Raw genomic sequence first — 26663 nt, forward strand, 5'->3', positions numbered from 1 at the left:
CGTACCGCCGCCGGCCGCGCCCGGAGCCGTACCGCCGCCGGCCGCGCCCGGAGCCGTACCGCCTCCAGGGGCGCCCGCGTACGGCTATCCGCAGCAGCCCACGGGCCTGCCCACGGTGGGGCCGGGCTACCAGGTGGTGGTCCGCTATCGCGCGCCCGACGGTTCGGAGGCGCAGATCATCCGCAGGTCGGCGCCCGGCACGCCGCACCCGGAGTGGCAGATCCTGCACGAGCTGCGCGCCATGAACGTGCCGCCGCAGCAGGTGCTGGAGCTGCACACGGAACTGGGTTCGTGCGAGCTGCCCGGCGGCTACTGCGCGCGGATGATCCGCGAGACGTGGCCGCAGGCTCGGATCACGTCGATAGCGCCGTACGGTCGTGATCACGCGAGCCGGCAGCAGGGTATGCGGCAACTGATCGCGCACCAGGGCGAGTTGCACCAGGTGGCGGACGGCCCGGCGCGCCCGGCGCCGGTGCGCGCCCCGCTGCACCCCGTACAGCCGGCGCCGCCTCTCCCGCCGGAGGGTGTGGCGCAGGAGCTGGCGGGCGCCTTCGGTCCGCACGGCATCTGCCGCTTCGACCAGCGGGCGGTGTCGCGCCAGGGCGTGCCGGAGCTGGTGGCGCTCACCCTGGTGTGGGCGGGCCTTCCGGCGGACTTCGGGCCGTTCTTCTGGGCGCAGCCGGCGCACCCGGTCGTCCCGACGCTGGCGGAACTCGCCGCTCAGCGGCAGGTCCAGCCGGCGTCGGACGCGGGCTCGTACCTGGTGCTCGGCTCCGACTTCGGCCGGGCGATCTGCGTCCAGTACGGTACGGCGCACATCGTCGCCGTACCGGTGGAGGCGGGTCCTGGCGGGCAGCCGGTGGCGCCGCAGTTCGTGAACACGGGCCTGCCGGAGTTCACGCGCTGCCTGGCCCTGCTGGGTCGCATGTGGCGCCTCCGCTTCGGCCTGACCCCGGATCAGGCGGGCCGCTGGACGGTCGACTTCCAGACCCAGCTCGCGATGCTGGACCCGGCGGCGTTGTCGTCGCCGGAGAGCTGGTGGTCGGTGCTGCTGGAGCAGATGTGGGACGGCCTGCTGTAGCCGTGTGACGCCGCGCCCCTGCCTGTACGGCCGGTACGGGCAGGGGCGTCGTCGTCTTCAAGGGCGCTTGGCCGCGAGCTGCTCGAAGGCGGTGGGGGCGGGCCGGCGGGCGAGGAATTCCTTGATCCGCGTGGCGCAGGCGAGGGGGCTCGCGGTGGTGGTGTCGCACTCGATGTCGTAGAGGCCATGGGCGTGGACGAGCGGGAGTTGGCGGGCGGCCAGTCCGGCGGGGCGGTCGCCGCGGGCACGCTCGCGGCGTTCGACTTCGGGGGCCGAGCAGCGTACGCCGACGAGGGTGACGTTCGGGGCCGGAAACAGGTCGAGGCAGTCGACGAGGCGCCAGGGTTCGCTCAGGACGTGGTCGACGATGACGTTGTTGCCGGCGGCGGCCATACCGGCGACGGCACGGTGGTAGCCGCGCCAGGTGCGGTGCAGGACGTCCGGCACGGCGTCCGCGCTGAGTTCGCGGCGGGACCGCATGGCGTGGAAGGCGTCCACGGGCATGTGGAACCAGGCGCCGTCGAGGATCCGGAGGAGTTCGGCGGCGATGCTGGACTTTCCTGAGCTGGACGTGCCGTTGAGGAAGACGATGCGGCCGTGCTCGCTCGGTCGCGTCATGGCGGGTCGGGCTCCGTGGTTGTCGCGGGGCGACCTGGGCCTGCTCGATTGCGGCCCAGGTGTGGCGGTCGGCTCGGGGAAGTGCATACGCTGAACGGGGCTCAGGCTGCCTTGAGCGCGGCGACGTGTCGAGCCCGTTCCTCCAGCTCCCGGACTGCGCCGATGCTGCGGTAGGCGGGCAGGGAGCGGCGCATGGTCTTGAGGTGCTGGTCGCCGCGCGCCGAGGAAAGCGCCGCATGCTCGTCCAGGAAGGCGTTCCATGTGGCGCACGCGGCCTCCACATGCCTCATCCGGAACTGCCGCTCGGCGATCACGCCGAGGCAGTGCAGGCGCCCTTGCCGCTCCTCGGGAGACCGGGCCGCGTTGGAACGGCGCAGGCTCTTGATGGAGCCGTCGCCGTCACCCAGGCGCCAGCGGACGTGGGCCTCGTGGAAGAAGTACGCCGCTTCGTCGTAGCCGCCCACCGCGTCCCGCCGGTTGTCGGCCCTCGCCAGCGCGACCTCCGTCTCCCGCAGGCGGGCCAGCGCGCCGTGCCGGTCACCGACCATCGCGGAGGCATGGGCCTGCTGCCCCCGTAGGAAGGCCACCAGGCGCGGGCCGGCAGCCGGCGCGGCCTCCGCCGCCGCGTCCGCCAGCTCCAGGGCCTTCGGCCCGTACCCCAGGTGCGCTGCCTGGAGGCTCATGCCCCGGAGGGCGCGGCAGTAGGTGACATGGTCCTCGGCTTCGCCGGCCAGCTTCAGCGCCTTCAGGTAGTACCGCTGGCCGAGGCCCTGCTGCTCCTCGTACATGGCCATCCACCCGGTCAGGTACACGAGGTCGGCGGCAGCCGCCCGCATGTCCCGCCGCACGCGCTCCGGCCCGGACGCTTTCAGGTACGCGCCGACCGTGTTCGCCAGGAACGCGGCGGCCATCGGGCGGGCGTGCCCGGCGCCGATCTCGTCGAGGATCTCCGCGACCTTGTCCGTCATGCGGCGGACGGTCTCCACGTCGCTGTCACCGATGTGTACGGTCCTCCCGGCCTGCGCCGCCTCCGCGCGGCCGACGAGGACCTCCTGGAAGGACGGCACCAGCAGCGTGGCGCTGTACAGCCCGGCGCCCAGGACACTGCGCCGGGACGGGTCCATGTCCGTCCGGCTCAGCTCCATCACTCCCGCCGCGATGTCGTGCCTTTCGCCGGGGGAGGTTCCCCAGCCGATCTCGGTGTACGTCACCGGACGGCCGAGGAGGCGCGACAGCGCCTCGATCACCGCAGGGCGCGCCTCCTTCTTCGGCACGCTGCCCTTCAACCAGTGTGAAACGGTGGACTTGTCGTAGTGGAGGCGTAGCCCGAGCTCCGTACCGGCAAGGTTCACCTTGCGTGCGAGCTGAGCGTTGCCGACACCGGCCTCGGCCATGAGCCGTACCAGTGCCGCATTGGGTGTGCGTGTGCGTGGTGCCATCGCGGAACCCCCGAGCATTCAACCCGTTCAACCGGACCTCCAGAGTGCCCGGTTCTCCCACGGGCCGTACCCGCGTTGGATGAGTGTCAGCCGAACGGAACCCGCCGAGTGGGACTCCGTCATCCGCTGCCCGCCCTTTCACGGCCTGACGAGGTGAACGATGATGACAACGGTTCATGCCTTCCAGGAGTCCACGGTGCCGCCGCCTCCAGGGGCCTGCCAGGTGGTCGGGGACGTGGAACTGGCGTTGCGCCTGGCGGTCCTGCGGCCGACCGGCGAAGCGGACGCGCTTCGGGGCCGGTTGCGGGACCACATCCTCACGTACGCGGACGCGGCCGAGGCCTACGCCCGCGGCCTCGCCGACGGCCGTGCCCGGGACATCGCCTGCCACACCGTGGCCCACGCGCGCGCCGTCGCCTCCGACCCCGTACACGACCCCGCCGCGAACCTCCGGCTCCTGGCCAAGGGCGCCGAGATGCTCGCCCGTTACGCCGCCGCGCACCAGGGGGCCCGGTCGTGAGCAATCCCAGGAGCGCCCACCTCCAGCTCACGGCCGGCGCCCGCGTCATCGACTCCTCCCGCATGAAAGTCGCCGTCGTCACCGCGCCCGCCGACAAGGGCGGCTGGTACACGCTGACGGGCGCGTACGTCGAGGCGTCGTGGCAGGCCCGGGGCTGGACCTTGGTCCCGTTGCCGCCGCTGCGGGACGAGGGCAAGAGCCCGACGGCCTGACCGGGGCTCCACGCCCGTGGGGCATTGGCCGACTCGGGCCGTACCCGAGGACGGTCAGGCAGCCGTTCACCACCGTGGAGATCGACCCGGTGACCCGGCTCGGACGAGTGCGGGCCGTGTACTGGCGTCCGTCCTGCGGTGGGAACACCGCCTGCCCTGATCCGCGCACAAGACATTGAAGGGGCCGCCCCTGGGCGGCCCCTTCATGTCGCTTCTCGTCTGTGAGTGCGGTCAGCCCTTCACAGGGTCAAGGCAGAGTACGAACTTCTCCGAGTTCCACTGCTGGGCGAGCGCGGACTCGCCGGCGGCGCCGCACCGGTCGACGTCGAAGGTGTCGTCGACGACCTTGACGACCTTGTAGAGGTCGGGTCCTCCCTCGGAGCACTCCTTGGTCTCGACCTCCGGAGCGTTGTCGGGGCCGGTCACCTGGACGCAGTCGCCCGCCTCGGCGTGCGTCGGCCCGGTGAAGACGTACGGGAGGACGACCTTCACCACGACGGCGACGACGATCAGCGCGAGCACGCCCAGGATCTTCTTGCCGATGCTCTTCTTCTTGGCGGGCTCGGCGGGCGCGGCGGGCTGCTCGGGGAGGGGCGGCTGCGGGGTCGTCATGAGGGTTGTTCCTTCGGCTGCGTGTACATGATCGAACGCGCACGCTACATCCCCCGCATGGGGCATAACGGACCCTGTAGATCAATCTGCCTATGTGTTGTGGAGTCGTGATTCTGTCGTCCTGTCAGGTCGGAGGCGTTCCGCCTTGTGGGCAGGGAGGCGGCGCGGGGCCACCGACAGCCGGTCAACGGGGAGTTGTCCGGACGTCGCAGATCACGGTCAGTGGTCGATGCGGGGGCTGTCCCGACGGTCCTCCCGGCTGGCAGACTCCTCGATCATGGCGGATAGCGGACTGTGGGTCGGCATCCTCACTGCGTTGACCGCGCTGGGAGCCAGCTACATCACCGCGCGGGCGACCTCGCGCGCGGCGCTGGTGCAAGCCCGAACGACCACGACGGCAGAGGCCCTTCGTGAGCAGCGCGACCGGCGTCGATCCACCTATCGGGAGATGATGGACTGCGCACACGCGTTCAATGAGGTCACATGGCAGATCGACGACGTTGACGCGGCGCGTGACCGTGAGAGCAAGGATCGGCTCTTGACGCAGATGTATGAGCGCATCGGTCCGGCCATCGGGGCGATGAACAGGGCAACCCATGAGGTCCGGCTCGACGGTCCTGCCGAGGTCTCCGCCGCGGCGGAGCAGGTGCGGCAGATGGCGCGACGCGTGTAGTCGCTGCTCAAGGCGCTCATCGGTGACGACAGTCCCGAGCGGAGGCGCGACTATGATGCTGCGTACCGGGATTTCCGGGATGCCTACGTCTCGTTCATAGGCCTGGCGAGGCAAGCGTTGGAGGTCGAGGACGAAGACGGGTAGGTCTCTCAAGACGGAGCCTTAGGTGCCCCTGCGCGGAGTGACGTCGCAACTGGGCCGTTACCTGGCAATCCGAAGCGGCCGCTGCCGCGGCCTTCACGCAGTGCCGTCCTCGTCCTTGAGGACCGGAAACCGCCGCGGCGCCACCACCAGCAGCGCCACCACCGCCAGCGCGCCCGCCGCCGCCGCGCCCAGGTAGACGTGGTCTACTGCCGCGGCCACCGCTCGGCGGAGTTGGTCCGTCGCCGCGCCGGGGGTTTCCAGGGCGCGGGACACCGTGTCCAGGTCGCCGCTCGACGGGCCGAGGCGGGAGGTGAGCGTGGCGTTCGCGACGGCGCCGAACAGGGCCGCGCCCAGGCTCTGGCCGATCTGGCGGCAGAAGAGGACCGAGCCCGTCGCCGTGCCGCGCTCCGACCAGCCGACCGTCGACTGGACGCCCACGATCAGCGGGAGCTGGAACAGCCCGAGCGCCGCGCCCAGCAGCAGCATGAGCAGCGCCGGCTGCCACGGCTCGCCCGGGTACGGGAGGAACGGGAAGGACAGCAGGACCAGCGTCGCGCCCGTCATGCCGATCAGCGCCGACTGGCGGAACCCCACCCTGCGGTACACGTGGTGCGACAGCGACGCGCTCAGCGGCCAGCTCAGGGTCATCACCGACAGGACGAAACCCGCCGCCACCGGGCCCAGGCCCAGCACCGCCTGCGCGTACATCGGCAGGAACACCGCCGGTGCCACCATCAGCAGGCCCAGCGCGCCCAGCGCCAGGTTGACCGCCGCGATCGTGCGCCGCCGCCACACCCAGCCCGGCACGATCGGCGCCTCCGCCCGCCGCTCCACCACCACCGTCACCGCGACCAGCGCCACACCGCACGCCACCAGCCCCAGCGACGGCGCCGACAGCCACGGCCACGCCACACCGCCCTGCACCAGCGCCGTCAGCAGCACCGCCCCGGACGCGAAGACCAGGAGCGCGCCCCGCCAGTCCACCCGGGGACGCCCAGCCGCGCGGTCACGCTCCGGCTCCCGCAGGTAGCGGGCCGTCAGCCACAGCGCCAGGCCGCCGAGCGGCAGGTTGACCAGGAAGATCCACCGCCAGTCCGCGTACGCCGCGATGAGCCCGCCCACCGCCGGGCCGGCCACCGCCGACGCCGCCCACACCGACGACAGCCGCGCCTGGATCCTCGGGCGCTCGCTCAGCGGATAGAGGTCCGCCGCGATCGTCTGCACCGTGCCCTGCAGCGCCCCGCCGCCGAGCCCCTGGACGACGCGGAACGCGATCAGCGACGCCATGCTCCAGGCCGCCCCGCACAGCAGCGACCCGAGCAGGAAGACCGCGATGCCCGCGACCAGGACCGGTTTACGGCCGTACGTGTCCGACAGCCGCCCGTACACCGGGATCGTCACCGTCACCGCGAGCAGATAGCCCGAGAACAGCCACGAGAAGACCGAGAAGCCGCCCAGATCCCCGACGATCTGCGGGACCGCGGTGGCGATGACCGTGCCGTCGAGCGCGGCCAGCGCCATGGCCAGCATCATCGCCGCCACCACCGGGCCCCGGCGGGACGTGGGTGACGGTGTCGGGTGTTCCTTCCCGGCAGTCTCGCCGCCGGGTGGGTGCTCCGCGCCCCGCGCCCTTCCACTCGCCGTCACCCTGCCGTCCCTCCCCGAGCCGAGCCTGCGTCGCGCCCCTCCGCACCCTCTCATCCGGGCCGATCCCGACCGCAGGGCGACCCCTAGGGGGAGCTCCTCGGGACGTACCGGGGTGGACCGGGGTGCGTTCGTCCCCGTGGAGGACGAGACGACGGACGGCCGGTCCTTAGCTTGTTCTCACGGGGCGGGTCTGCTCCGGTCGGCGACATTCCAGCGGCATTCCCAGGAGGCGCACCGTGACCACGGCTGTCACCACACCCCGGCACGGGGACACCGGAGGGCGTACGGCCGTCGCCGCGCGGGCGCGGCAGGTCGTCAAGGCGTACGGGTCGGGGGAGACCCGCGTCGTCGCCCTCGACCACGTCGACGTGGACATCGCCCGTGGCCGGTTCACGGCCATCATGGGCCCGTCGGGCTCCGGCAAGTCGACGCTCATGCACTGCCTGGCCGGGCTCGACACGGTGACCGGCGGCGAGATCCACCTCGGTGAGGTGGAGATCACCCGGCTCAAGGACAAGAAGCTCACGCAGCTGCGCCGCGACCGGATCGGGTTCGTCTTCCAGGCGTTCAACCTGCTCCCGACGCTCAACGCGCTCGAGAACATCACGCTGCCCATGGACATCGCCGGACGGAAGCCGGACGCCGAGTGGCTCGGGCGCGTCGTGGAGACCGTCGGGCTCGCCGACCGGCTCACGCACCGGCCCGCCCAGCTCTCCGGCGGCCAGCAGCAGCGCGTCGCCGTCGCCCGCGCCCTGGCCGCACGCCCCGAGATCATCTTCGGGGACGAGCCGACCGGCAACCTCGACTCCCGCGCCGGCGCCGAGGTGCTCGGCTTCCTCCGTACGTCCGTCGACGAGCTGGGCCAGACCATCGTCATGGTCACCCACGACCCCGTCGCCGCCTCCTACGCCGACCGCGTCCTCTACCTCGCGGACGGGCGCATCGTCGACGAGATGCTCAAGCCGACCGCCGAAGCCGTCCTCGACCGTATGAAGGACTTCGACGCCCGGGGGCGTACGTCGTGACCGTGCTCAAGACCTCCTTCCGCAACTTCCTCGCCCACAAGGGGCGGATGGCGCTGTCCGCCGTGGCCGTCCTCCTGTCGGTCGCCTTCGTCAGCGGCACCCTGGTGTTCACGGACACCATGAACACCACCTTCGACAAGCTCTTCGCCGCCTCCGCCCCCGATCTCACCGTCAGCCCCGCCTCGGCGGAGGGGGAGGGGGAGGGGGACGCGGGGAACGATGACGAGATCTCGGCCACCGGCCGGCCCGAGGCGCTGCCCGCCTCGCTCGTGCCGAAGGTGGCGGCGGCCGACGGCGTCGCCTCCGCCGAGGGCCTCGTCACCTCCATGGCCGTGACCGTCGTCGACGCCGACGACAAGAACCTCGGGCCCACCAGCGGCGCCCCCACCATCGCGTCCAACTGGACATCGAACGACCTCCGTTCGATGGAGGTCTCCTCCGGTCACGCCCCGCGCGGCCCCACCGACGTCATGGTCGACGCGGGCACGGCCGAGAAGCACGGCCTGAAACTCGGCGACGAGGTGCGCACCATCTCCGTCACCGGCGACTTCACGGCCCAGGTCTCCGGAATCGCCTCCTTCACGATCACCAACCCGGGCGCGGCGGTCTTCTTCTACGACACCGCCACCGCACAGCGTGAACTCCTCGGCGCGGAAGGGAGGTTCACCGGCATCTCGGCCACGGCCGAGCCCGGCGTCAGCCACGAGCAGCTGAAGAAGAACGTGGCCGAGGCGCTGGGCGTCCCGGGCAGCGCCGGAGCCGGCGGCTACCGCCTCCAGACGCAGGCCGAGGCCGCCGACTCCATGAGCGAGGACGTCTCCGGCTTCCTCGACGTCATGAAGTACGCCATGCTCGGATTCGCCGGCATCGCCCTGCTCGTCGGGGTGTTTCTCATCGTGAACACCTTCTCCATGCTGGTCGCGCAGCGCACCCGGGAGATCGGCCTCATGCGGGCCGTCGGCGCGAGCCGTACGCAGGTGAACCGGTCCGTCCTCGTCGAGGCCGTGCTCCTCGGGGTCGTCGGCTCGGTCACGGGCGTGGCCGCGGGCGTGGGGCTCGCCGTCGGGCTGATGGAGCTCATGTCGTCCATGGGCATGGAGCTGTCCACGCAGGACCTGACCGTGAAGTGGACGACGCCCGCGGTGGGGCTGTTCCTCGGCATCGCGGTGACGCTGTTCGCCGCGTACGTCCCGGCGCGCCGCGCCGGAAAGGTGTCCCCGATGGCCGCGCTGCGCGACGCGGGTACGGGCTCCGCCGACTCCGTGGACGGCCGTCGCGCCGGGCGCGTGCGGGCCGCCGTCGGCCTGGCCCTGACGGTGGCCGGGGCGGCCGCCCTGTGGACGGCCGCCCGCGCCGACCAGGCGGCCGAGGGGTCGCTGTACCTGGCCGCCGGGGTCGTGCTCACGCTCGTCGGGTTCGTCGTGGTCGGGCCGCTGCTCGTCGGCGGGGTCGTCCGGGTCCTCGGGGCGGTCGTCCTGCGGGTGTTCGGGCCCGTCGGGCGGATGGCCGAGCGCAACGCGCTGCGCAACCCGCGCCGTACGGGCGCGACGGGCGCCGCGCTGATGATCGGGCTCGCGCTGGTGGCGGGCATGTCGGTGGTCGGCTCGTCGATGGTCGCCTCCGCGACCGACGAACTCGACCGGTCGGTGGGCGCGGACTTCATCGTCAGGTCCGCCGGCGGCCAGCCGGTCGTGCCGCAGGCGCGGGCCGCGATGGAGAAGTCGCCCGGCCTCGCCCACGTCACCGCGCTAACCCTCGCGGACGCCACGGTCACCGCGCCCGACGGCACCCGCGAGAAGACCCGGCTCCAGGCGGCGGACCCCACCTACGTACAGGACATCCGCCGCGAGACCGTCGCGGGCGACCTGCACGCCGCGTACGGCACGAACGCCATGTCGGTGGGCGACGCGTACGCCGCGAAGCACGGCGTGAAGGTCGGCGACACCCTCACCGTCGCGTTCCGGCACGGCCGGACCGCGCAGCTGAAGGTCGCGGCGATCACGTCGGACGACAGCAGCGTCGACAAGGGCGCGAAGTACACCGCCCTGGCGACCGTCGAGCAGTACGTGCCCGCGGACCGCGTCCCGGCGCCCCTGCTGCTCCTCGCCCAGGCGCGGGACGGTGAGGAGGCGGCGGCGTACGCGGCGCTGAAGGACGCGCTCGGGAAGTACCCGCAGTACTCGGTGCGCGACCAGACCGACTACAAGGAAGAGCTCCAGTCGCAGGTCGGGCAGCTCCTGAACATCGTGTACGGACTCCTCGCCCTGGCGATCATCGTGGCGGTGCTGGGCGTCGTGAACACCCTGGCGCTGTCGGTGGTGGAGCGGACCCGCGAGATCGGCCTGCTGCGGGCGGTCGGCCTGTCGCGGCGCCAGCTGCGCCGGATGATCCGCCTGGAGTCGGTGGTCATCGCCCTGTTCGGCGCGCTCCTGGGCCTGGCCCTGGGGCTCGTCTGGGGCACGGCGGCCCAGAAACTCCTGGTCCTGGAAGGCCTGACCGTCCTGGACGTCCCGTGGCCCACGATCCTCACGGTCTTCGCCGGCTCGGCCCTCGTCGGCCTCCTGGCCGCCCTGGTCCCGGCGTTCCGCGCGGGCCGCATGAACGTCCTGAACGCCATCGCCACGGAGTAGCCACGCCCACGGGCCACCGGCGGCGGCCGGTGGCCCGTGGCCGGTGGCCCGCGGCCGGTCCCGGAGTATCCGGGCGCGCGTGTCGTAGGGGCGTCGTACGCTGGGAGCCCCCGGCCCGTCGTACGTGTCGGGTGGTTCGCGTTGCCCAGCCAGTCGCCATACGAACACGGGACGGACACCCCCCATGAGCCTGCACGGTCTGCTCGACGCCGTCGTCAAGGACCCCGCACTCGCCGAAGCCGTCAAGGCGGCCGCCGACGGGCACCGCGCCCATGTCGACCTGGTGGGCCCGCCCGCGGCACGCCCCTTCGCGGTGGCCGCGCTGGCCAGGGACGCCGGGCGGCCGGTGCTTGCGGTGACGGCGACCGGCCGGGAGGCGGAGGACCTGGCGGCGGCGCTGCGGTCGCTGCTGGACCCGGACGGTGTCGTGGAGTACCCGGCCTGGGAGACGCTCCCGCACGAGCGGCTGTCGCCGCGCAGCGACACCGTGGGGCGACGGCTCGCCGTGCTGCGGCGCCTCGCGCACCCGTCGCCGGACGACCCCGCCGCCGGGCCCGTCCAGGTCGTCGTCGCGCCCGTCCGCTCCGTACTCCAGCCGCAGGTCAAGGGACTGGGGGACCTTGAGCCCGTCAGTCTGCGGACGGGGCAGAGCGCTGATCTCGAAGAGATCGTCGCGGGGCTGGCCGCCGCCGCGTATCAGCGGGTCGAGCTCGTCGAGAAGCGCGGCGAGTTCGCCGTGCGCGGCGGGATCCTCGATGTCTTCCCGCCCACCGAGGAGCATCCCCTCCGCATCGAGTTCTGGGGGGACGACGTCGAGGAGATCCGCTACTTCAAGGTCGCCGACCAGCGGTCCCTCGAAATCGCCGAGCACGGGCTCTGGGCTCCGCCCTGCCGGGAGCTGCTGCTGACCCCGGACGTACGGGAAAGGGCCGCCGCCCTCGCCGAAGCCCATCCCGAGCTGGGTGAGCTGCTGGGCAAGATCGCCGAAGGCATCGCCGTCGAGGGGATGGAGTCCCTCGCGCCCGTCCTCGTCGACGACATGGAACTGCTGCTCGACGTGCTGCCCAAGGGATCCATGGCCGTCGTCTGCGACCCCGAGCGGGTGCGCACCCGGGCGGCCGACCTCGTGGCCACGTCCCAGGAGTTCCTCCAGGCCTCCTGGGCCGCCACCGCCGGCGGCGGTGACGCGCCCATCGACGTCGGCGCGGCCTCCCTGTGGGGCATCGCGGACGTACGGGACCGGGCGCGTGAGCTCGGCATGCTCTGGTGGTCGGTGTCGCCCTTCGCGGCGGACGCGGAGCTGGACGAGGACACCCTGCAGCTCGGCATGCACGCTCCCGAGGCCTACCGCGGCGACACCGCCCGCGCCCTCGCCGACACCAAGGGCTGGCTCGCGGACGGCTGGCGCACCGTCTTCGTGACCGAGGCGCACGGCCCCGCCACCCGTACCGTCGAGGTGCTGGGCGGGGAGGGCGTCGCCGCCCGGCTCGACGCGGACCTCACGGACATCTCGCCGTCCCTCGTCCACGTGGCGTGCGGGTCCATCGAGTACGGGTTCGTCGACCCGGCGCTCAAGCTCGTCGTCCTCACCGAGACCGACCTGTCCGGGCAGAAGGCGGCAGGCAAGGACGGCCGCCGCATGCCGACCCGGCGCCGCAAGACGATCGACCCGCTCACGCTGGAGGCCGGCGACTACATCGTGCACGAGCAGCACGGCGTCGGCCGCTACATCGAGATGGTGCAGCGCACCGTCCAGGGCGCCACACGCGAGTACCTCCTCGTCGAGTACGCGCCGGCCAAGCGCGGCCAGCCCGGCGACCGCCTCTACATCCCCACCGACCAGCTGGAGCAGGTCACCAAGTACGTCGGCGGCGAGGCCCCCACCCTGCACCGGCTCGGCGGCGCCGACTGGACCAAGACCAAGGCGCGCGCCAAGAAGGCCGTCAAGGAGATCGCCGCCGACCTGATCAAGCTGTACTCGGCCCGTATGGCCGCGCCCGGACACGTCTTCTCGCCCGACACCCCGTGGCAGCGGGAGCTGGAGGACGCCTTCCCGTACGCCGAGACGCCCGACCAGCTCTCCACGATCGCCGAGGTCAAGGAGGACATGGAGAAGTCCGTCCCCATGGACCGGCTGATCTGCGGCGACGTCGGCTACGGCAAGACGGAGATCGCCGTACGGGCGGCGTTCAAGGCCGTCCAGGACGGCAAGCAGGTCGCCGTCCTCGTCCCCACCACGCTGCTCGTGCAGCAGCACTTCGGGACGTTCAGCGAGCGGTACGCGCAGTTCCCCGTCGTGGTGAAGGCGCTCTCCCGGTTCCAGTCCGACACCGAGGCCAAGGCCACCCTGGAGGGCCTCAGGGACGGGTCGGTCGACGTCGTCATCGGCACGCACCGCCTCTTCTCCTCCGAGACGAGGTTCAAGGACCTCGGGCTCGTCATCGTCGACGAGGAGCAGCGGTTCGGCGTCGAGCACAAGGAGCAGCTCAAGAAGCTCCGCGCCAACGTCGACGTGCTGACGATGTCGGCCACCCCCATTCCCCGTACGCTCGAAATGGCCGTCACCGGCATCCGCGAGATGTCCACCATCACCACCCCGCCAGAGGAGCGGCACCCGGTCCTCACGTTCGTCGGCCCGTACGAGGAGAAGCAGATCGGCGCCGCCATCCGCCGTGAACTGCTCCGCGAGGGCCAGGTCTTCTACATCCACAACCGCGTCGAGTCCATCGACCGGGCCGCCGCCCGGCTCCGCGAGATCGTGCCCGAGGCGCGGATCGCGACCGCGCACGGCCAGATGGGCGAGCACGCGCTGGAGCAGGTCGTCGTGGACTTCTGGGAGAAGAAGTTCGACGTGCTGGTCTCCACGACGATCGTCGAGTCCGGCATCGACATCTCCAACGCCAACACGCTCATCGTCGAGCGCGGCGACAACTTCGGCCTCTCGCAGCTGCACCAGCTCCGCGGCCGCGTCGGCCGGAGCCGTGAGCGCGGCTACGCGTACTTCCTGTACCCGCCGGAGAAGCCGCTGACGGAGACCGCGCACGAACGGCTCGCGACCATCGCGCAGCACACCGAGATGGGTGCCGGCATGTACGTGGCGATGAAGGACCTGGAGATCCGCGGCGCAGGCAACCTGCTGGGCGGCGAGCAGTCCGGGCACATCGCGGGTGTCGGCTTCGACCTGTACGTACGGATGGTGGGCGAGGCCGTCGCCGACTACCGGGCCTCCCTGGAGGGCGGCGCGGAGGAGGAGCCGCCGCTGGAGGTCAAGATCGAGCTGCCGGTCGACGCGCACGTCCCGCACGACTACGCGCCGGGCGAGCGGCTGCGGCTCCAGGCGTACCGGGCGATCGCCTCCGCCAACACGGAGGAGGACATCAAGGCCGTACGCGAGGAGCTCACCGACCGGTACGGCAAGCTGCCCGAGCCCGTCGAGAACCTGCTGCTCGTGGCCGGGCTGCGGATGCTGGCGCGGGCGTGCGGCGTCGGCGAGATCGTGCTGCAGGGCAACAACATCCGCTTCGCGCCGGTGGAGTTGCGCGAGTCGCAGGAGCTGCGGCTGAAGCGGCTGTACCCGCGGACGGTCATCAAGGCGCCGGCGCGGCAGATCCTGGTGCCCCGCCCGACGACGGGCACCATCGGCGGCAAGCCGGTGGTGGGGCGCGAACTGCTCGCGTGGACGGGGGAGTTCCTGACGACGATCCTCGGGTCGTAGAGCGGGGATCAGAGCGCGGGGTCCGGGGTGCCGCCCGCACGGCGGCGACGGCGGGCGGCATCCGGACGGTCAGGCGCGGGCGGTCACCGCGTGCTGCTCCCTGTACCAGGGGGCGTGTGCCGTGAAGCCCTCGTGGAACGCCGGGCCCGGTGCGAGGCCGAGGCCGTCCCACAGGGGCGTGCTGTCGAACCAGTGGTCCGTCACCAGCATGTCCAGGGAGTGGGTGGAGGCGCCGCGCGCCGCCAGCCGTTCCCGCGCCTCCGCGAGGCCGATGGCGTCCGACGGCCACGGCGCCCCGCACGCCTCGGCCGCCGTCCGTACGAGGTCCTCCGCCGTCACCGGCTCCGGGTGGTTGGCGTGGTGGACCCGGTCACGCAGCCGGTCCTCGGGGGCGAGGGCCGTGGCCACCAGGGCACGGGCCAGGGCGTCGACGTCCACGACCGACAGCCGCGCCCGCGCCCACTCGCGCACCGGCGCCCCCAGCGCGGCCAGCAGCCGCAGCACGCCCGGCACGACCCAGCGGTCCCCGGCGCCGTACACGAGGTGCGGGCGCAGCACGTGCCCGCCCGCCGCGAGGACCAGGTCCTCGGCGGCCGCCCGGGTGCGGGACGTCTCCGACACGGGGCCCCGCTCCAGGTCCGCCGCCTCGGCCCGGACGAAGCGCCCGCGCCCGTACACGGCGGCGGTGCTCAGGTACACGACGCGGGACACCCCGGCGCGGCGCGCCTCCTCGACGAGCGCCTCCGTGCCGCCGACGTTCACGGCACGGCACAGGTCGTCGGGGCCGCCGATGTGCGAGGCGCAGTGCAGCAGCACGTCGACGCCGTCGCACAGTCCGCGCAGCGTCCCGGGGCGGGTCAGGTCACCGGCGACGGTCTCGATGCCGGGGCCGGGCGCGACGACCGGGCGGCGGTGCGCCAGCAGCCGCAGCCGCGGCGGCGCGGGCGTGTCCGCGCGGCGGGCGTGGTGGACGGCGCGGCTGCCGACGAACCCGCCGGCTCCGGTGATCAGAACGGTGGGGGGAACGGGGCTCATAACGCGGGACGTGCCTCTCGGTTCGGCTCGGTTCAGCTGTGTTCAAACCGGGCCTGCCAGGCTCGGGCCGGACAGAGCTCGGGCCGGACAGAGCTCGGGCGGGCCAGGCTCGGCCCGGCTTGGTCCGACTCGGCCCGGATCGGCCCGGATCAGTCCGGCTTGGTCCGACTCGGCCCGGATCAGTCCGAATCGGCCCGGCTTGATCCGACTCGGCCCGGATCGGCCCGGCTCGGTCCCGCTCGGCCCGGACCGGCTCGCGCTCGAACTCGGCGCGGACCGGCTCGGCTCGGCTCGGGCTCTCGGATCGGTCCGGCTCGGTCCCGCTCGGCCCGGACCGGCTCGGGCTCGAACTCGCCTCGGACCGGCTCGGCTCGGCTCGGGCTCTCGGCCCGGCCCGGATCGGACCGGCTCGGTTCCGGCTCCGTCCAGCCTGACTGCTCGGCTCGGCTCGAAATCGGCTCGGCTCGGACTCTAGGGTCGGCCCGGATCGGGTCAGCCAGGCTCGGCCAGGCTCGGCCAGCTCGGTCGGCTCGGGCAGGGCGGTCCGGCCAGGCCGGTCCTGCTGTGTTCAGGCCGGTGTTCTGGACGCCGGCCACGCGGTGACCGTGCTGGTGAAGACCGTGCGGTCCGCCTGTCGGCCGGTGACCTCGACCGTCGGCCGGCCGAGCGCGTCGGGGGCGCCGGGGGTGGCCTCGATCCAGCAGGGCGCGTCGAACTCGGCGTAGTTCTCGTACACGGTGCTCACGGCGACGGGCAGGATTCGGCGGGAGCTGACCGCCTGGGCCGCCTGCCGTGCCGCCTCAAGGAGCACCATGCCCGGCACGTGGTCGACCGGGTGGTCGAAGAGGACCGGGTGGCCCGTGTCGACCCGTAACTCCCAGCGGTGCGTGCCCGCGTCGCCCGTCGGCGCCGCCAGCACCACGTCACGCTCCAGCTCCCGCCCGACGAGCCCGGGCGCGACCGGCGGGGGCATGGCGCCCGACGGGAAGAAGGGGCGCTCGCCCCGCAGCCTGCGGTACGCGGCCGGGGTGACGCAGTTGAAGGAGGCCCCGCCGGTGGCGACCGGCCTGCCGTCGCGTACGACGCTCGCCGTGTACCGCATCTTCGTCAGCTCGCCGCGCCGCTGCGCGACGTCGCGGCAGGTGACGTGGAGTTCGAGGTCCGTGGGGGCGGGGGCGACGGCCACGGCCTCGGGCGACGCCGAGAACGCGAGGTCCCACATCAGGAACTGGTGGCCGAGGGGCACGCCGTACGCGGCGTGGGAGAGGAGCGACCCGGCCTGACGAATCGTTTCTGCGATGAGCAGCGGGTCCTGGTGGCCGCCGGCCGCCCGGAACAGGGAGTGGCCCCGGGGCCACTGGGCCCGGACGGTGAAGGCGTGCGGGCCGGTCTCCTCCCATCCGGTGAGGAAGACCTCGGCCACGGCGGCGCGGTGGACGTACTGGCGCGGCACGGTCGTGGTGAGCGGCTCTCCCGCGTAGGGGAGTGGTCCTCCCGCGTCAGGGAGGCGGTGGTGCGGCACGGTGGACGATAACCGCGGAGCCGAGAGGACGCCGGGCTCAGCGGTGTGCGACAGCGATTGCATTCAGACTCGTTTCCCCGTGGAGGACGAACGGACGAACTTGGCATGGTCCGGCACACCTAAGATTGCCTGATCCGCGGTCTTAAGATACAGACAGGACTGTTTGGATTGTCAACCAAATGTGGAGTGTGCCGATGGCGCTGCAGGAGCGTGGGATCAGGACGCGGCGACTGATCCTTGAGGCGGCGGCCGAGGTCTTCGCCCAGAGCGGTTACGAAGGGGCGAGCACCACGGCGATCCTGGCGCGGGCCGGGCTGACCAGGGGTGCTCTCTACCATCACTTCTCCTCCAAGGAGGCCATCGCCGCGGCCCTGGTGGACGCCCAGGCGCAGGCCCTCGTGGCGCCCGACCGGCCGATGAGGCTGCAGTCGCTGATCGATCTGACGCTCGGGTTCGCGCACGGCCTCCAGCACGACCCGGTCCTCCAGGCCAGCGTCCGGCTCACGGTCGAGCAGACGTCGTTCCGCGACGGCAAGGTGATCGCGTACCAGCGGTCGGCCGAGGTGATACTGGAGATCCTCCGGGAGGCGGAGGCCCGCGGCGAACTGCTGCCCGGCCTCGACGTCGAGGACGTCGCGCAGCTCATCGTGGGCGCGTTCACCGGGCTCCAGCTGATGTCGCGCATCTACACGGAGCGGGAGGACCTGACGCACCGGGTCGCCGTGATGTGGCGCTGCATGCTCCCCGGTATCGCGGCGCCCGGTCTCGTGGCACACCTCAGGACCCAACTCCCGCCCGGTGAAGCCGAGAAGACGGAGTGACGCACCGCCGGAAGCGGCTGTCTGAACACTCCGTCACGGCGGGCCGGCGCCTGCCCTGAGCCTGCCTCCCTGTCTGGTTGCCGGATATGCAGTCGAGTCCTGTCTCGACTTGCCGCCTGGAATCGCCCGCCTACCTCATCTCAAAGTCGGGCAAATCGCTCGAACTTGCCCTGTCAGGGGTGAGGTCTTTTCTCGTTGACAGACAGACTTGTCTGTTTGTAGCGTCCTGCGTGCCGGTTCGGGTGCGGAGAGCAGACGAGAGCAACGCACCCTCCCTTCAGAAGAGGTATTGCGGATGCCGCTCGCATTAGTCGCGCTCACCCTGAGCACGTTCGGAATCGGAACGACCGAGTTCGTCATCATGGGCCTGCTGTCCGACGTCGCCGACGACCTGTCGGTCTCGGTGTCCGGCGCCGGCTATCTCATCTCCGGCTACGCGCTGGGCGTCGTCATCGGCGGCCCGCTGCTGGTCGCCGCCGGTATCCGCCTGCCGCGGAAGGCCGTCCTGCTCGGGCTCATGGGCATCTTCATCGCGGGCAACCTGCTGTCCGCGCTGTCCCCTGGCTACGAGACCCTCATGGCCGGCCGGATCGTCACGGCCACCTGCCACGGCTCGTTCATCGGGCTCGCCTCCGTCGTCGCCGCCGACCTCGTCGAGTCGTCGAAGAAGGCCCGCGCCGTCGCCATGGTGTTCGCGGGCGGCGCCATCGCCAACGTCGTCGGCGCGCCCCTCGGCACCTGGGTCGGCCAGCACTTCGGCTGGCGCGCCACGTTCTGGATGCTCGTCCTCATCGGCGCCGTCGGCTTCGTCGGCATCATGATCCTGCTGCCGGCCCAGCGCGGCGCGCGGACCGCGGGCCTCCGCCAGGAGATCGCCGTGTTCCGCCGCCCACAGGTGATCATCGGCCTCGCCATGACCGCGTTCAGCCTCGGCGCCCTGTTCACCTCGTTCACGTACGTGGCGCCCCTGCTCACCGAGGTCACCGGATACGCCTCCGGGGCCATCGCCCCGCTCCTCGTCCTGTTCGGCGCCGGACTGGTCGCGGGCAACACCATCGGCGGCAGGCTCGCCGACCGCGCCCTGATGCCGACGCTCGCGGTCGCCCTGGCCGCGCTGACCGTCATCCTCGCCGCGTTCTCCGCGACCGCGCACAACAAGGTGCTCGCGGCGATCACGCTCGTCCTCATGGGCGCCGCCGGATTCGCGACCGTACCCGGCCTGATGACCCGCGTCATCAGCAAGGCCGAGGGCGCCCCCACGCTCGCCGCCGTCGTCACCGTGTCGGCGTCCAACGTGGGCATCGCGGCCGGCGCCTACCTCGGCGGCCTCACCATCGACGCCGGATTCGGCTACACCTCGCCCAACTGGGTCGGCGCCCTCCTCGCGGCCGCCGCCCTCGCCCTCACCCTCCTGTCCGGGGCGCTGGAGAAGAAGCCCGCGACGCCGCAGGGCACTCCCGCACCGGACGCCCCGGCCACCCGCTGACACCGAAGGACCGGAGAACATGACCGCCAGCTCATTAAGGGAAACGCAACCGGCGTTCGTCACCTTCGACGAGAAGCTGCGGCACATGAAGAGCAACGGCCTCTACCGCAGCTACTTCCCGACCGCCCACATGTCCGGCAGCCCCGGACAGACACTGCACCACGGCGAAGAGATAGAAGTCTGGTGCACCAACGACTACTTAGGCCTCAGCCAGCACCCCGAGCTCATCCGGGCCCAGATCGACTCCACCGCGCTGCACGGCACCAGCATGGGCGGCTCCCGCAACATCGCGGGCACCAGCACCACGCACGCCGAGCTGGAGCAGCGGCTGGCCCGCTGGCACGGCAAGGAACGCGCCCTCGTCTTCTCCAGCGGATACGTCGCGAACTTCGAGTCGCTCAGCGTCCTCCTCGCCGAGATACCCGGCATCGTCGCCTTCTCCGACGAGCACAACCACCGCTCCCTCATCGAGGGCATACGCCGCGCCCACTGCGAGAAGCGGATCTTCCCGCACAACGACCTGGACGCCCTGGAGGAGCAGCTCGCCGCCTGTGACCCGGACCGGCCCAAGCTGATCGTCTTCGAGTCCGTGTACTCCATGGACGCGGACCTGTCGCCCGTCTCACGGATCTGCGACCTCGCCGACCGGTACAACGCGATGACGTACCTCGACGAGACCCACGCCATCGGCGCCATGGGCCCGACCGGCGCCGGCCTGTGCGAGGCCGTCGGCGAGACCCGCCCCACCTTCGTCCAGGGCGTCTTCGGCAAGGCGCTCGGCACCGTCGGCGGCTATGTCGCGGGCCCCGACACGGCCGTGGACTTCATCCGCTCGCACGCCCCCGGCTTCATCTTCACCACCTCGCTCCCGCAGGCCTGCATGGACGCCACGCTCAAGGCCCTGGAGCTGGTGCGGAACGGCGACGACCTGCGGCACCGGCTGACCGACCGGTCCCTGCGGATGAAGGCGGCCCTGCGCGACCGGGACATCCCGTTCCTGGACGCCGCCCACCACATCATCCCCGTGATGATCCCCGGCAGCGAGCGCGTCCGCCGCGTCACCGACCTGCTGCTGGAGAAGCACCGCGTGTACGTCCAGCCCATCAACTTCCCGTCCGTACCGCTCGGCACCGAACGCCTGCGGGTCACCGTCCCGCCGTACCGGACCGACGAACAGATCGACGGATTCGCCCAGGCCCTCCAGGACTGCCTCGCCAACGCCTGACGCAACGCCTGACGCAACGCCTGACGTAACGCCTGACGCAATGCCTGACGTAACGCCTGACCCCAACGCCTGACGTAACGCCTGACCGACCACCACAGCGCAAAGGAGCTCGTCGTGAACATCACTGAGATCACTCCCTTCATCGGCGCGGAGATCACGGGCGTCACCTACGAGGACTTCGCCGACCAGCGGACCGTCGACGCCTTCGTGGACGCGGTCAACCAGCGCGAACTCGTCGTGATCCGCGGCTTCGAGATAACCCCCGAGCAGCAGGTCGCCCTGGCCCGCCGGCTCGGCACACCCGTGCCGTTCGTCATCGAGAAGTACCGGCACCCCGACGTGCCGGAAATCATGATCTCCTCCAACGAGAAGAAGAACGACAAGCCCGTCGGCGTCGCCCGCGTCGGCAACTTCTGGCACCAGGACTCGTCGTTCGTCGCCGACCCCGCCCCGTACACGATGCTGCACGGCGTCAACGTGCCCGCGACCAGCGGGCACACCCTCTTCGCCAGCGCCGCCGACGTCTACGACCGGCTGCCCGACGAGTGGAAGAACAAGGTCGCCGGCCGCACCGGCGTCCACACCGTCGCCAAGCGGCTGCGCATCCGCGAGGAGCACATCGGCCTGTCCGTCGCCGAGTTCCGGGCCTGGATCGACATCGAGCACCCCAAGGTCGAGCACCCCCTCGTCGTCAAGGACCCCTTCACCGGCAAGGAGTACCTGTACGGCGCCCCCGAGTACATGGACGGCGTCGTCGGCTTCGACGCCAACGAGAACGAGGCGTTCTTCACCCTCCTCGACTCCCTCATCCAGGACGACGCGCACGTCTACACGCACCGCTGGACCCCCGACGACCTCGTCGTGTGGAAGACGCAGACCACGCTGCACTGCGCCACCGACGTCGCGCCCGGCGACGCCCGCACGGTGCACCGCGTCAGCATCGCCGCCCAGGGCCGGCCGTGAGCGGCATAGCCGGCATAGAAGTCGTCCTCCCCGCGTCCCGCGTCAGCATGGCCGACGCCGCCCGGACCTCCGGCGTCGGCCTCGGGGAGATCCTGGAGATCACCCACAGCGAGAGCTTCCCGGCACTCGCCGAGGACGAACCCACCTGGGAGCTGGCCTGCGAGGCCGGCCGCAGGGTCATGGACCGGGCGGGGCTCGGACCGGACGACGTGGGGCAGGTCATCTTCGCCGGATCCGGCGAGTGGGACACGCCGTTCTGGTCACCTGCCGCGAAGGTGGCGAACGAGCTGGGCATCAGCCGGGCCCACTGCTTCGAGATCGCGAACTTCTGCAACGCCGGCCTCACGGCGGTCCGCGTCGGCCTCCACGAGATCCTGCTCGGCCGCGCCGAGCACGTCCTGGTCCTCGTCGCGGACCGGCTCAGCAGGATGGTCGACTACACCGACCCCGACTCCAAGGCCCTGTTCAACTTCGGGGACTCGGCCGCCGCCGTGCTGCTGTCCCGCGAGTCCGCCGCCTTCCGGGTCCTGCACTCCGCGATGCGTACGGACCCGGTCTGGGCCGACTACTACAAGGGCGAGATCCGCCAGGACCGCGTCGTCATCCGGCGCGACGGCCACCGGCCCGGGCTCGCCACCGCCTACGTCGACAACTTCACCGCGCTCATCGACGACACCCTCTCCGCACTCGGCCGGAAGGTGTCCGACATCGACTGGTTCCTCATCAACCAGGGGGACCGCTCGATGCACGAGCGGCTGCTGCGCGAGACCGGGATCCCGCCCGAGCGCAGCGTCTTCAACTACCACCGGCTGGGGCACATGGGCGGCGCCGACACCATGATCGCGCTGCGCGGCCTGCTGGACGACGGACGCCTCCACCGGGGCGACCTCATCCTGCTCGCCACCAGCGCCATGGGGTTCAGCTGGGGGATCACCGCCCTGGAATACCAACTCGGCCTGCCCGCCGCACAGCTCGCCGCCGGCTGCCACGAGGAAGAGGGAATGTGATGAAGCACGACCCCTACGGCACGGGAGTCCTCAGCAAGGACATACCCGAGGAGCGCGAGCGGCTCGAACTGCTCCAGCAGGCCCTGGACCCGGTGAGCACCAAGGCGCTCGCCGCCCTGCCGCTCGGCGACGCGCCGCGCTGCCTGGACCTCGCGTCGGGCGCCGGCTCCGTCTCGTACTGGCTCGCCGACCGCTTCCCGCGGGGCAGCGTGACATCGGCCGACATCGACGCCCGCTACCTCGACGAGAACCACGCGCCGAACCTGCGCGTGCTCCCCTTCGACATGCGCGAGGACGACTTCCCGGCCGAGTCCTTCGACGTCATCCACGCCCGCTCCGTGCTCAAGCACATCCCGGAGCGCGACGAGGTGCTCGCCCGGATGTACAAGTGGCTGGCGCCGGGCGGCTGGCTGGTGATCGTCGACGGCTACTGGTTCCCGTCGGACGAGACCGCGCACCCGGAGTGGTCCCGGCCGATGGACGCCATCGTGCGGCAGATGAACTCCCAGGGCGGCGACATGCGCTGGACCCGCAAGCTGCCGTCGGCCATCGCCCGGCTCGGCCTCACCGACGTCACGGTCGACCTGGCGCCGTCGCTCGGCGGCTGGGACGGCTGGGGCCCGCAGGCGCACCGCTGGATCCGCCCGACGATCCGGCAGACCGGGCCCGTGCTCGTGGAGAAGGGCTATCTGTCGCAGGACGAGGTGGACCGCTACCTCGACCGGCCCGAAGGCCCGGACTTCGCCGAGTGGTTCGGGGTGATCGCCGCGGTGGCGGGCCGCCGCCCGTGACGGTCGTGGCGGGCACCGCTGCGGGCGAGTCCGGGACCGGCGGCGCAGCCGACGCTGGTGCCGCTGCCGCGACTGGTGCCGCTGACGTCACCTGTGCCGCCGCTGGTGTCCGTGTCGCTGGCGCGACCGGCGCCGCAGCCGGGGCCGGGGCCCGTGCCGCAGCCGCCGCCCGTGGCGGTGCCGGGCGGCTGCCCGTTCGGCGGCTGGGGCGTGAGGAACTGGCCGACTGCCTCCGCCTCGCGCGGGGCCGGGGCTGGCCGGCCGAGCTGCGCGCCTGGGACCTGCTCTTCGCGACCGGCGCCGTGTACGGGACGGCGGCGGACGACAGGGGGAGTGGCGGCAACGGCAACGGCAACGGCAACGGCAGCGGCGGCGGCAGCGGCAGCGGCGGCGGGCGCGGGCTCGCCGGGGCGGTGGGGGTGGTCCGGTACGGGAGCGCCGTCACCACCATCGGCGGGATGCTCGTCGCCGAGCGGTACGCCGGACAGGGCCTCGGGACGCGGCTGCTGCGGCACGCACTCGACCGGGCGCCCGCCGACACGCTCTGGCTCACCGCCACCGGCCAGGGCCGGCCGCTCTACGAACGGTTCGGCTTCCGGGACATCGGCACCCTGGTGCGCTGCTCCGGGACACCGCGCCCGCCCGCGTCCTCCCGTACCTCCCGTACCTCCCGTACCGGCGAGGCGTCACGGGCGGCGGGCCCGGCCGACCTGCCGGGCATCGCCGCCCTGGACGGCGAGGTGTTCGGCGCCGACCGTTCCGTGCTGCTCCGCCACCTCGCGGCGGTCGCGGCACAGGTCCGGGTCGTCGACGGCCCGCGCGGCCCCCGCGGCTACGCCATGGCGTGGGACGCCGTCGGCACGACCGCGATCGGCCCCGTCGTCGCGGACGGGCCGGACACGGCGGTCGCGCTGCTCGCCGGGCTCGCCGCCCGGATCGAGGGCCCCGTCCGGTTCGACGTCGGCGCGGACCGGGGCGAGGTGCTCGCGTGGGCGCGGGACCGTGGCCTGGGCCGGGCCGTGTCCACCACGGTCATGGTCCACGGGCGGCCCCTGCCCGGTGACCGCTCCCGGCTGTTCACGCCCGCGACCGGCGCGCTCGGCTGAGCGCGGCCGAAGCTCCGGGCCCTCAGGCCCTTCCTCTCCCCCGCGGGCCTGAGGGCCCGGTACCCCCTTCACCCACCCCACCCGCCTCCCCGAAACGTCACGAGGAGACCTCATGCCGCCCCGCCTGTTCACCTCGGAGTCCGTCACCGAGGGCCACCCCGACAAGATCGCCGACCAGATCAGCGACACGATCCTCGACGCCCTCCTCACGGAGGACCCCGCCGCCCGCGTCGCCGTCGAGACGCTCATCACCACCGGACAGGTGCACATCGCGGGCGAGGTGACGACCACCGCCTACGCCGACATCCCCGCCCTCGTCCGCGCGAAGATCCTCGACATCGGCTACGACTCGTCCGCGAAGGGCTTCGACGGCGCGTCCTGCGGCGTCTCGGTTTCCATCGGCGCCCAGTCACCGGACATCGCGCGCGGCGTCGACCTCGCGTACGAGAAGCGGGTCGACGGCGCCCTCCAGCAGTGCGCCGCCGACGACGCCCTCGCCCGGCAGGGCGCCGGCGACCAGGGCCTGATGTTCGGTTACGCGTCCGACGAGACGCCCGAGCTGATGCCGCTGCCGATCCACCTCGCCCACCGGCTGTCCCGCCGCCTCACCGCCGTACGCAAGGACGGCACCGTCCCGTACCTGCGGCCCGACGGCAAGACGCAGGTCACCGTCGAGTACCAGGGCAGCCGCCCGACGCGCCTCGACACCGTCGTCGTCTCGTCGCAGCACGCGGCCGACATCGACCTCGACTCGCTGCTCACGCCCGACATCCGCGAACACGTCGTCGCCCCGGTGCTCAAGGACCTCGCCGAGAGCGGCATCGAGCTGGAGACGGACGGCTACCGGCTGCTTGTGAACCCGACGGGCCGGTTCGAGATCGGCGGGCCGATGGGCGACGCCGGCCTCACCGGCCGGAAGATCATCATCGATACGTACGGGGGCATGGCCCGGCACGGCGGCGGCGCCTTCTCCGGCAAGGACCCGTCGAAGGTGGACCGTTCCGCCGCGTACGCGATGCGCTGGGTCGCCAAGAACGTCGTCGCCGCCGGGCTCGCGCGGCGCTGCGAGGTCCAGGTCGCGTACGCCATCGGCAAGGCCGAGCCGGTGAGCGTCTTCGTGGAGACCTTCGGCACCGCCCGCGTCGCCGTGCACCGCGTCTACCGGGCCGTCGAGGACGTCTTCGACCTGCGCCCCGCCGCGATCGTCCGCGACCTGGACCTGCTGCGGCCCGTGTACGCCAGGACCGCCGCGTACGGGCACTTCGGGCGCGAGGACGAGGGCTTCACCTGGGAGCGCACCGACCGCGCCGACGCGCTGCGCCGCGCCGCCGGCCTCTGACGTCCGCATCGCCGCATCGCCGTATCGCTGCCTCGCCGTATCCCCGTATCGCCGCCGTACGCCGTATCGCCACTCCGAGGAGAAGCCGTGCGCATCGCCGTGACCGGTTCGATCGCCACCGACCATCTCATGGTCTACCCCGGCCGCTTCACCGAGCAGTTGATCCCCGGGCAGCTCGACCGGGTCTCCCTGTCGTTCCTCGCCGACGACCTGGAGGTCCGCCGCGGCGGTGTGGCCGCCAACATCTCCGTCGGGCTCGGACGGCTGGGCGTCGCGCCGGTCCTGGTCGGCGCCGCGGGCGTGGACTTCGCCGAGTACGGCGCGTGGCTGCGCGCGCACGGCGTCGACACCGAGTCCGTGCACGTCAGCGAGGTACGCCACACCGCCCGTTTCGTCTGTACGACGGACGCCGACCAGAACCAGATCGCCACGTTCTACCCGGGAGCCATGTCCGAGGCGCGGCACATCGTCCTCGGCCGCACCGCACGCCGCGTCGGCGGCCTGGACCTGGTGGTGGTCGCGCCCAACGACCCGACCGCGATGGTGCGGCACACCGTCGAGTGCCGCAGCTGGCGCGTCCCGTTCGCGGCGGACCCCTCGCAGCAGCTCGCCCGCCTCGACGGGGACCAGGCGCGGCGCCTGGTCGACGGTGCGACGCTGCTGTTCACCAACGCGTACGAGGCGGCCCTGCTGCGCGAGCGGACCGGCTGGACCGAACGCGACATCCTGGAGCGCGTCGGCACCTGGATCACCACGCACGGCGCGGACGGCGTGACCATGGCCACCGCCGAAGGCCCGCGCGTGGACGTCGCAGCGGTGCCCACGGAGCGGGCCGTCGACCCGACCGGGGTCGGCGACGCGTTCCGCGCGGGCTTCCTCGCGGGCCTCGCCTGGGGCTGGCCGCACGAGCACGGCGCCCAACTGGGCTGCGCCCTGGCGACCCTGGTCCTGGAGTCCGTCGGCACCCAGGAGTACAAGCTGGTCCCGGCGGAGCTGTCCGACCGCATGGCGGCGACGTACGGTCGCGCGGCCGTCGCCCCGGACCTGGACGC

The 26663-nt window shown here is 72.2% G+C and carries 23 protein-coding genes; 17 read left to right on the forward strand and 6 right to left on the reverse strand.

What is annotated here, in order from left to right:
* The coding region (locus HTZ82_RS13050; protein WP_217624040.1) for an SUKH-4 family immunity protein at positions 1-1081 on the forward strand (1081 nt) is incomplete at its 5' end.
* A 57-nt stretch (positions 1082-1138) separates the two neighbouring features.
* On the opposite strand, the gene HTZ82_RS13055 is transcribed toward HTZ82_RS13050, so the two are convergent.
* Complete coding sequence (locus HTZ82_RS13055) at positions 1139-1699, reverse strand: chloramphenicol phosphotransferase CPT family protein (protein ID WP_175409519.1); 561 nt, start codon at positions 1697-1699, stop codon at positions 1139-1141.
* A 101-nt stretch (positions 1700-1800) separates the two neighbouring features.
* Entirely contained in the window at positions 1801-3138 is a 1338-nt protein-coding gene (locus HTZ82_RS13060; RefSeq protein WP_175409520.1) for a hypothetical protein, read from the reverse strand.
* Positions 3139-3301: 163 nt separating this feature from the next.
* Between HTZ82_RS13060 and HTZ82_RS32210 the strand changes: the two genes are divergently transcribed.
* Genes HTZ82_RS32210 through tgmA form a run of 3 tightly spaced genes read left to right on the forward strand, consistent with a single transcriptional unit; the run spans position 3302 to position 4049 of the window.
* Entirely contained in the window at positions 3302-3658 is a 357-nt protein-coding gene (locus HTZ82_RS32210; RefSeq protein ID WP_175409521.1) for a hypothetical protein, read from the forward strand.
* Positions 3655-3870, forward strand: coding sequence for a hypothetical protein (locus HTZ82_RS32215; protein WP_175409522.1), 216 nt, complete (start codon positions 3655-3657; stop codon positions 3868-3870). Before HTZ82_RS32210 ends, HTZ82_RS32215 begins: the two co-directional genes overlap by 4 nt.
* A complete protein-coding gene (gene tgmA, locus HTZ82_RS32220) occupies positions 3798-4049 on the forward strand; it encodes a putative ATP-grasp-modified RiPP (protein ID WP_309235441.1) in 252 nt (83 codons plus the stop codon). Before HTZ82_RS32215 ends, tgmA begins: the two co-directional genes overlap by 73 nt.
* Before the next feature lie 52 nt (positions 4050-4101).
* On the opposite strand, the gene HTZ82_RS13080 is transcribed toward tgmA, so the two are convergent.
* On the reverse strand, positions 4102-4482 hold the full coding sequence (locus HTZ82_RS13080) for a hypothetical protein (RefSeq protein WP_175409523.1): 381 nt from the start codon (positions 4480-4482) through the stop codon (positions 4102-4104).
* A 277-nt stretch (positions 4483-4759) separates the two neighbouring features.
* Between HTZ82_RS13080 and HTZ82_RS13085 the strand changes: the two genes are divergently transcribed.
* Positions 4760-5155 (forward strand): hypothetical protein, encoded by a 396-nt coding sequence (locus HTZ82_RS13085; RefSeq protein WP_254711820.1) that lies wholly within the window; start codon positions 4760-4762, stop codon positions 5153-5155.
* Positions 5156-5392: 237 nt separating this feature from the next.
* Here the strand turns inward: HTZ82_RS13085 and HTZ82_RS13090 are convergent, their stop codons facing one another.
* The gene (locus HTZ82_RS13090) at positions 5393-7000 is read right to left on the reverse strand and encodes an MFS transporter (protein ID WP_175409524.1); all 1608 of its coding nucleotides are present in this window, start codon (positions 6998-7000) and stop codon (positions 5393-5395) included.
* Positions 7001-7182: 182 nt separating this feature from the next.
* Here HTZ82_RS13090 and HTZ82_RS13095 point away from each other — a divergent pair, with 182 nt between their 5' ends.
* The 3 genes from HTZ82_RS13095 to mfd all read left to right on the forward strand — a co-directional run bounded on the left by HTZ82_RS13095 (position 7183) and on the right by mfd (position 14316).
* Positions 7183-7971: an ABC transporter ATP-binding protein gene (locus HTZ82_RS13095; RefSeq protein WP_175409525.1), complete on the forward strand. Its 789-nt coding sequence runs from the start codon at positions 7183-7185 to the stop codon at positions 7969-7971.
* Positions 7968-10601 (forward strand): ABC transporter permease, encoded by a 2634-nt coding sequence (locus tag HTZ82_RS13100; RefSeq protein ID WP_175409526.1) that lies wholly within the window; start codon positions 7968-7970, stop codon positions 10599-10601. The genes HTZ82_RS13095 and HTZ82_RS13100 overlap by 4 nt, the downstream gene beginning before the upstream one ends.
* A 184-nt stretch (positions 10602-10785) precedes the next feature.
* Complete coding sequence (mfd, locus tag HTZ82_RS13105) at positions 10786-14316, forward strand: transcription-repair coupling factor (protein WP_175409527.1); 3531 nt, start codon at positions 10786-10788, stop codon at positions 14314-14316.
* Positions 14317-14385: 69 nt separating this feature from the next.
* Here mfd and HTZ82_RS13110 read toward each other — a convergent pair whose 3' ends face one another.
* Together HTZ82_RS13110 and HTZ82_RS13115 are read right to left on the reverse strand one after the other, a co-directional pair.
* The gene (locus HTZ82_RS13110) at positions 14386-15351 is read right to left on the reverse strand and encodes an NAD(P)-dependent oxidoreductase (RefSeq protein ID WP_175409528.1); all 966 of its coding nucleotides are present in this window, start codon (positions 15349-15351) and stop codon (positions 14386-14388) included.
* A 568-nt stretch (positions 15352-15919) separates the two neighbouring features.
* Positions 15920-16873 (reverse strand): ScbA/BarX family gamma-butyrolactone biosynthesis protein, encoded by a 954-nt coding sequence (locus tag HTZ82_RS13115; protein WP_309235443.1) that lies wholly within the window; start codon positions 16871-16873, stop codon positions 15920-15922.
* 194 nt (positions 16874-17067) lie between these two features.
* On the opposite strand from HTZ82_RS13115, the gene HTZ82_RS13120 reads away from it, so the two are divergent.
* From HTZ82_RS13120 to HTZ82_RS13160, 9 genes are all read left to right on the forward strand, one after another.
* Positions 17068-17694, forward strand: coding sequence for a ScbR family autoregulator-binding transcription factor (locus tag HTZ82_RS13120; RefSeq protein ID WP_175409530.1), 627 nt, complete (start codon positions 17068-17070; stop codon positions 17692-17694).
* 295 nt (positions 17695-17989) lie between these two features.
* Complete coding sequence (locus HTZ82_RS13125) at positions 17990-19180, forward strand: MFS transporter (RefSeq protein WP_175409531.1); 1191 nt, start codon at positions 17990-17992, stop codon at positions 19178-19180.
* Between the two features lie 19 nt (positions 19181-19199).
* Positions 19200-20405, forward strand: a complete 1206-nt coding sequence (hemA, locus tag HTZ82_RS13130) for a 5-aminolevulinate synthase (RefSeq protein ID WP_175409532.1) — start codon at positions 19200-19202, stop codon at positions 20403-20405.
* A 114-nt stretch (positions 20406-20519) separates the two neighbouring features.
* The gene (locus HTZ82_RS13135; RefSeq protein ID WP_175409533.1) at positions 20520-21368 is read left to right on the forward strand and encodes a TauD/TfdA family dioxygenase; all 849 of its coding nucleotides are present in this window, start codon (positions 20520-20522) and stop codon (positions 21366-21368) included.
* Positions 21365-22375, forward strand: coding sequence for a 3-oxoacyl-[acyl-carrier-protein] synthase III C-terminal domain-containing protein (locus tag HTZ82_RS13140; RefSeq protein ID WP_309235445.1), 1011 nt, complete (start codon positions 21365-21367; stop codon positions 22373-22375). Before HTZ82_RS13135 ends, HTZ82_RS13140 begins: the two co-directional genes overlap by 4 nt.
* Entirely contained in the window at positions 22375-23166 is a 792-nt protein-coding gene (locus tag HTZ82_RS13145; RefSeq protein ID WP_175409534.1) for a class I SAM-dependent methyltransferase, read from the forward strand. The genes HTZ82_RS13140 and HTZ82_RS13145 overlap by 1 nt, the downstream gene beginning before the upstream one ends.
* A gap of 5 nt (positions 23167-23171) precedes the next feature.
* Entirely contained in the window at positions 23172-24272 is a 1101-nt protein-coding gene (locus HTZ82_RS32225) for a GNAT family N-acetyltransferase (protein WP_175409535.1), read from the forward strand.
* Between the two features lie 112 nt (positions 24273-24384).
* Complete coding sequence (metK, locus tag HTZ82_RS13155) at positions 24385-25611, forward strand: methionine adenosyltransferase (protein WP_175409536.1); 1227 nt, start codon at positions 24385-24387, stop codon at positions 25609-25611.
* A gap of 87 nt (positions 25612-25698) precedes the next feature.
* Positions 25699-26663 (forward strand): carbohydrate kinase family protein (locus HTZ82_RS13160; protein WP_175409537.1); only part of this gene is annotated, 965 nt, incomplete at its 3' end.

Source organism: Streptomyces sp. TRM64462, from assembly GCF_013362995.1.
Classification (GTDB): Bacteria; Actinomycetota; Actinomycetes; order Streptomycetales; family Streptomycetaceae; genus Streptomyces.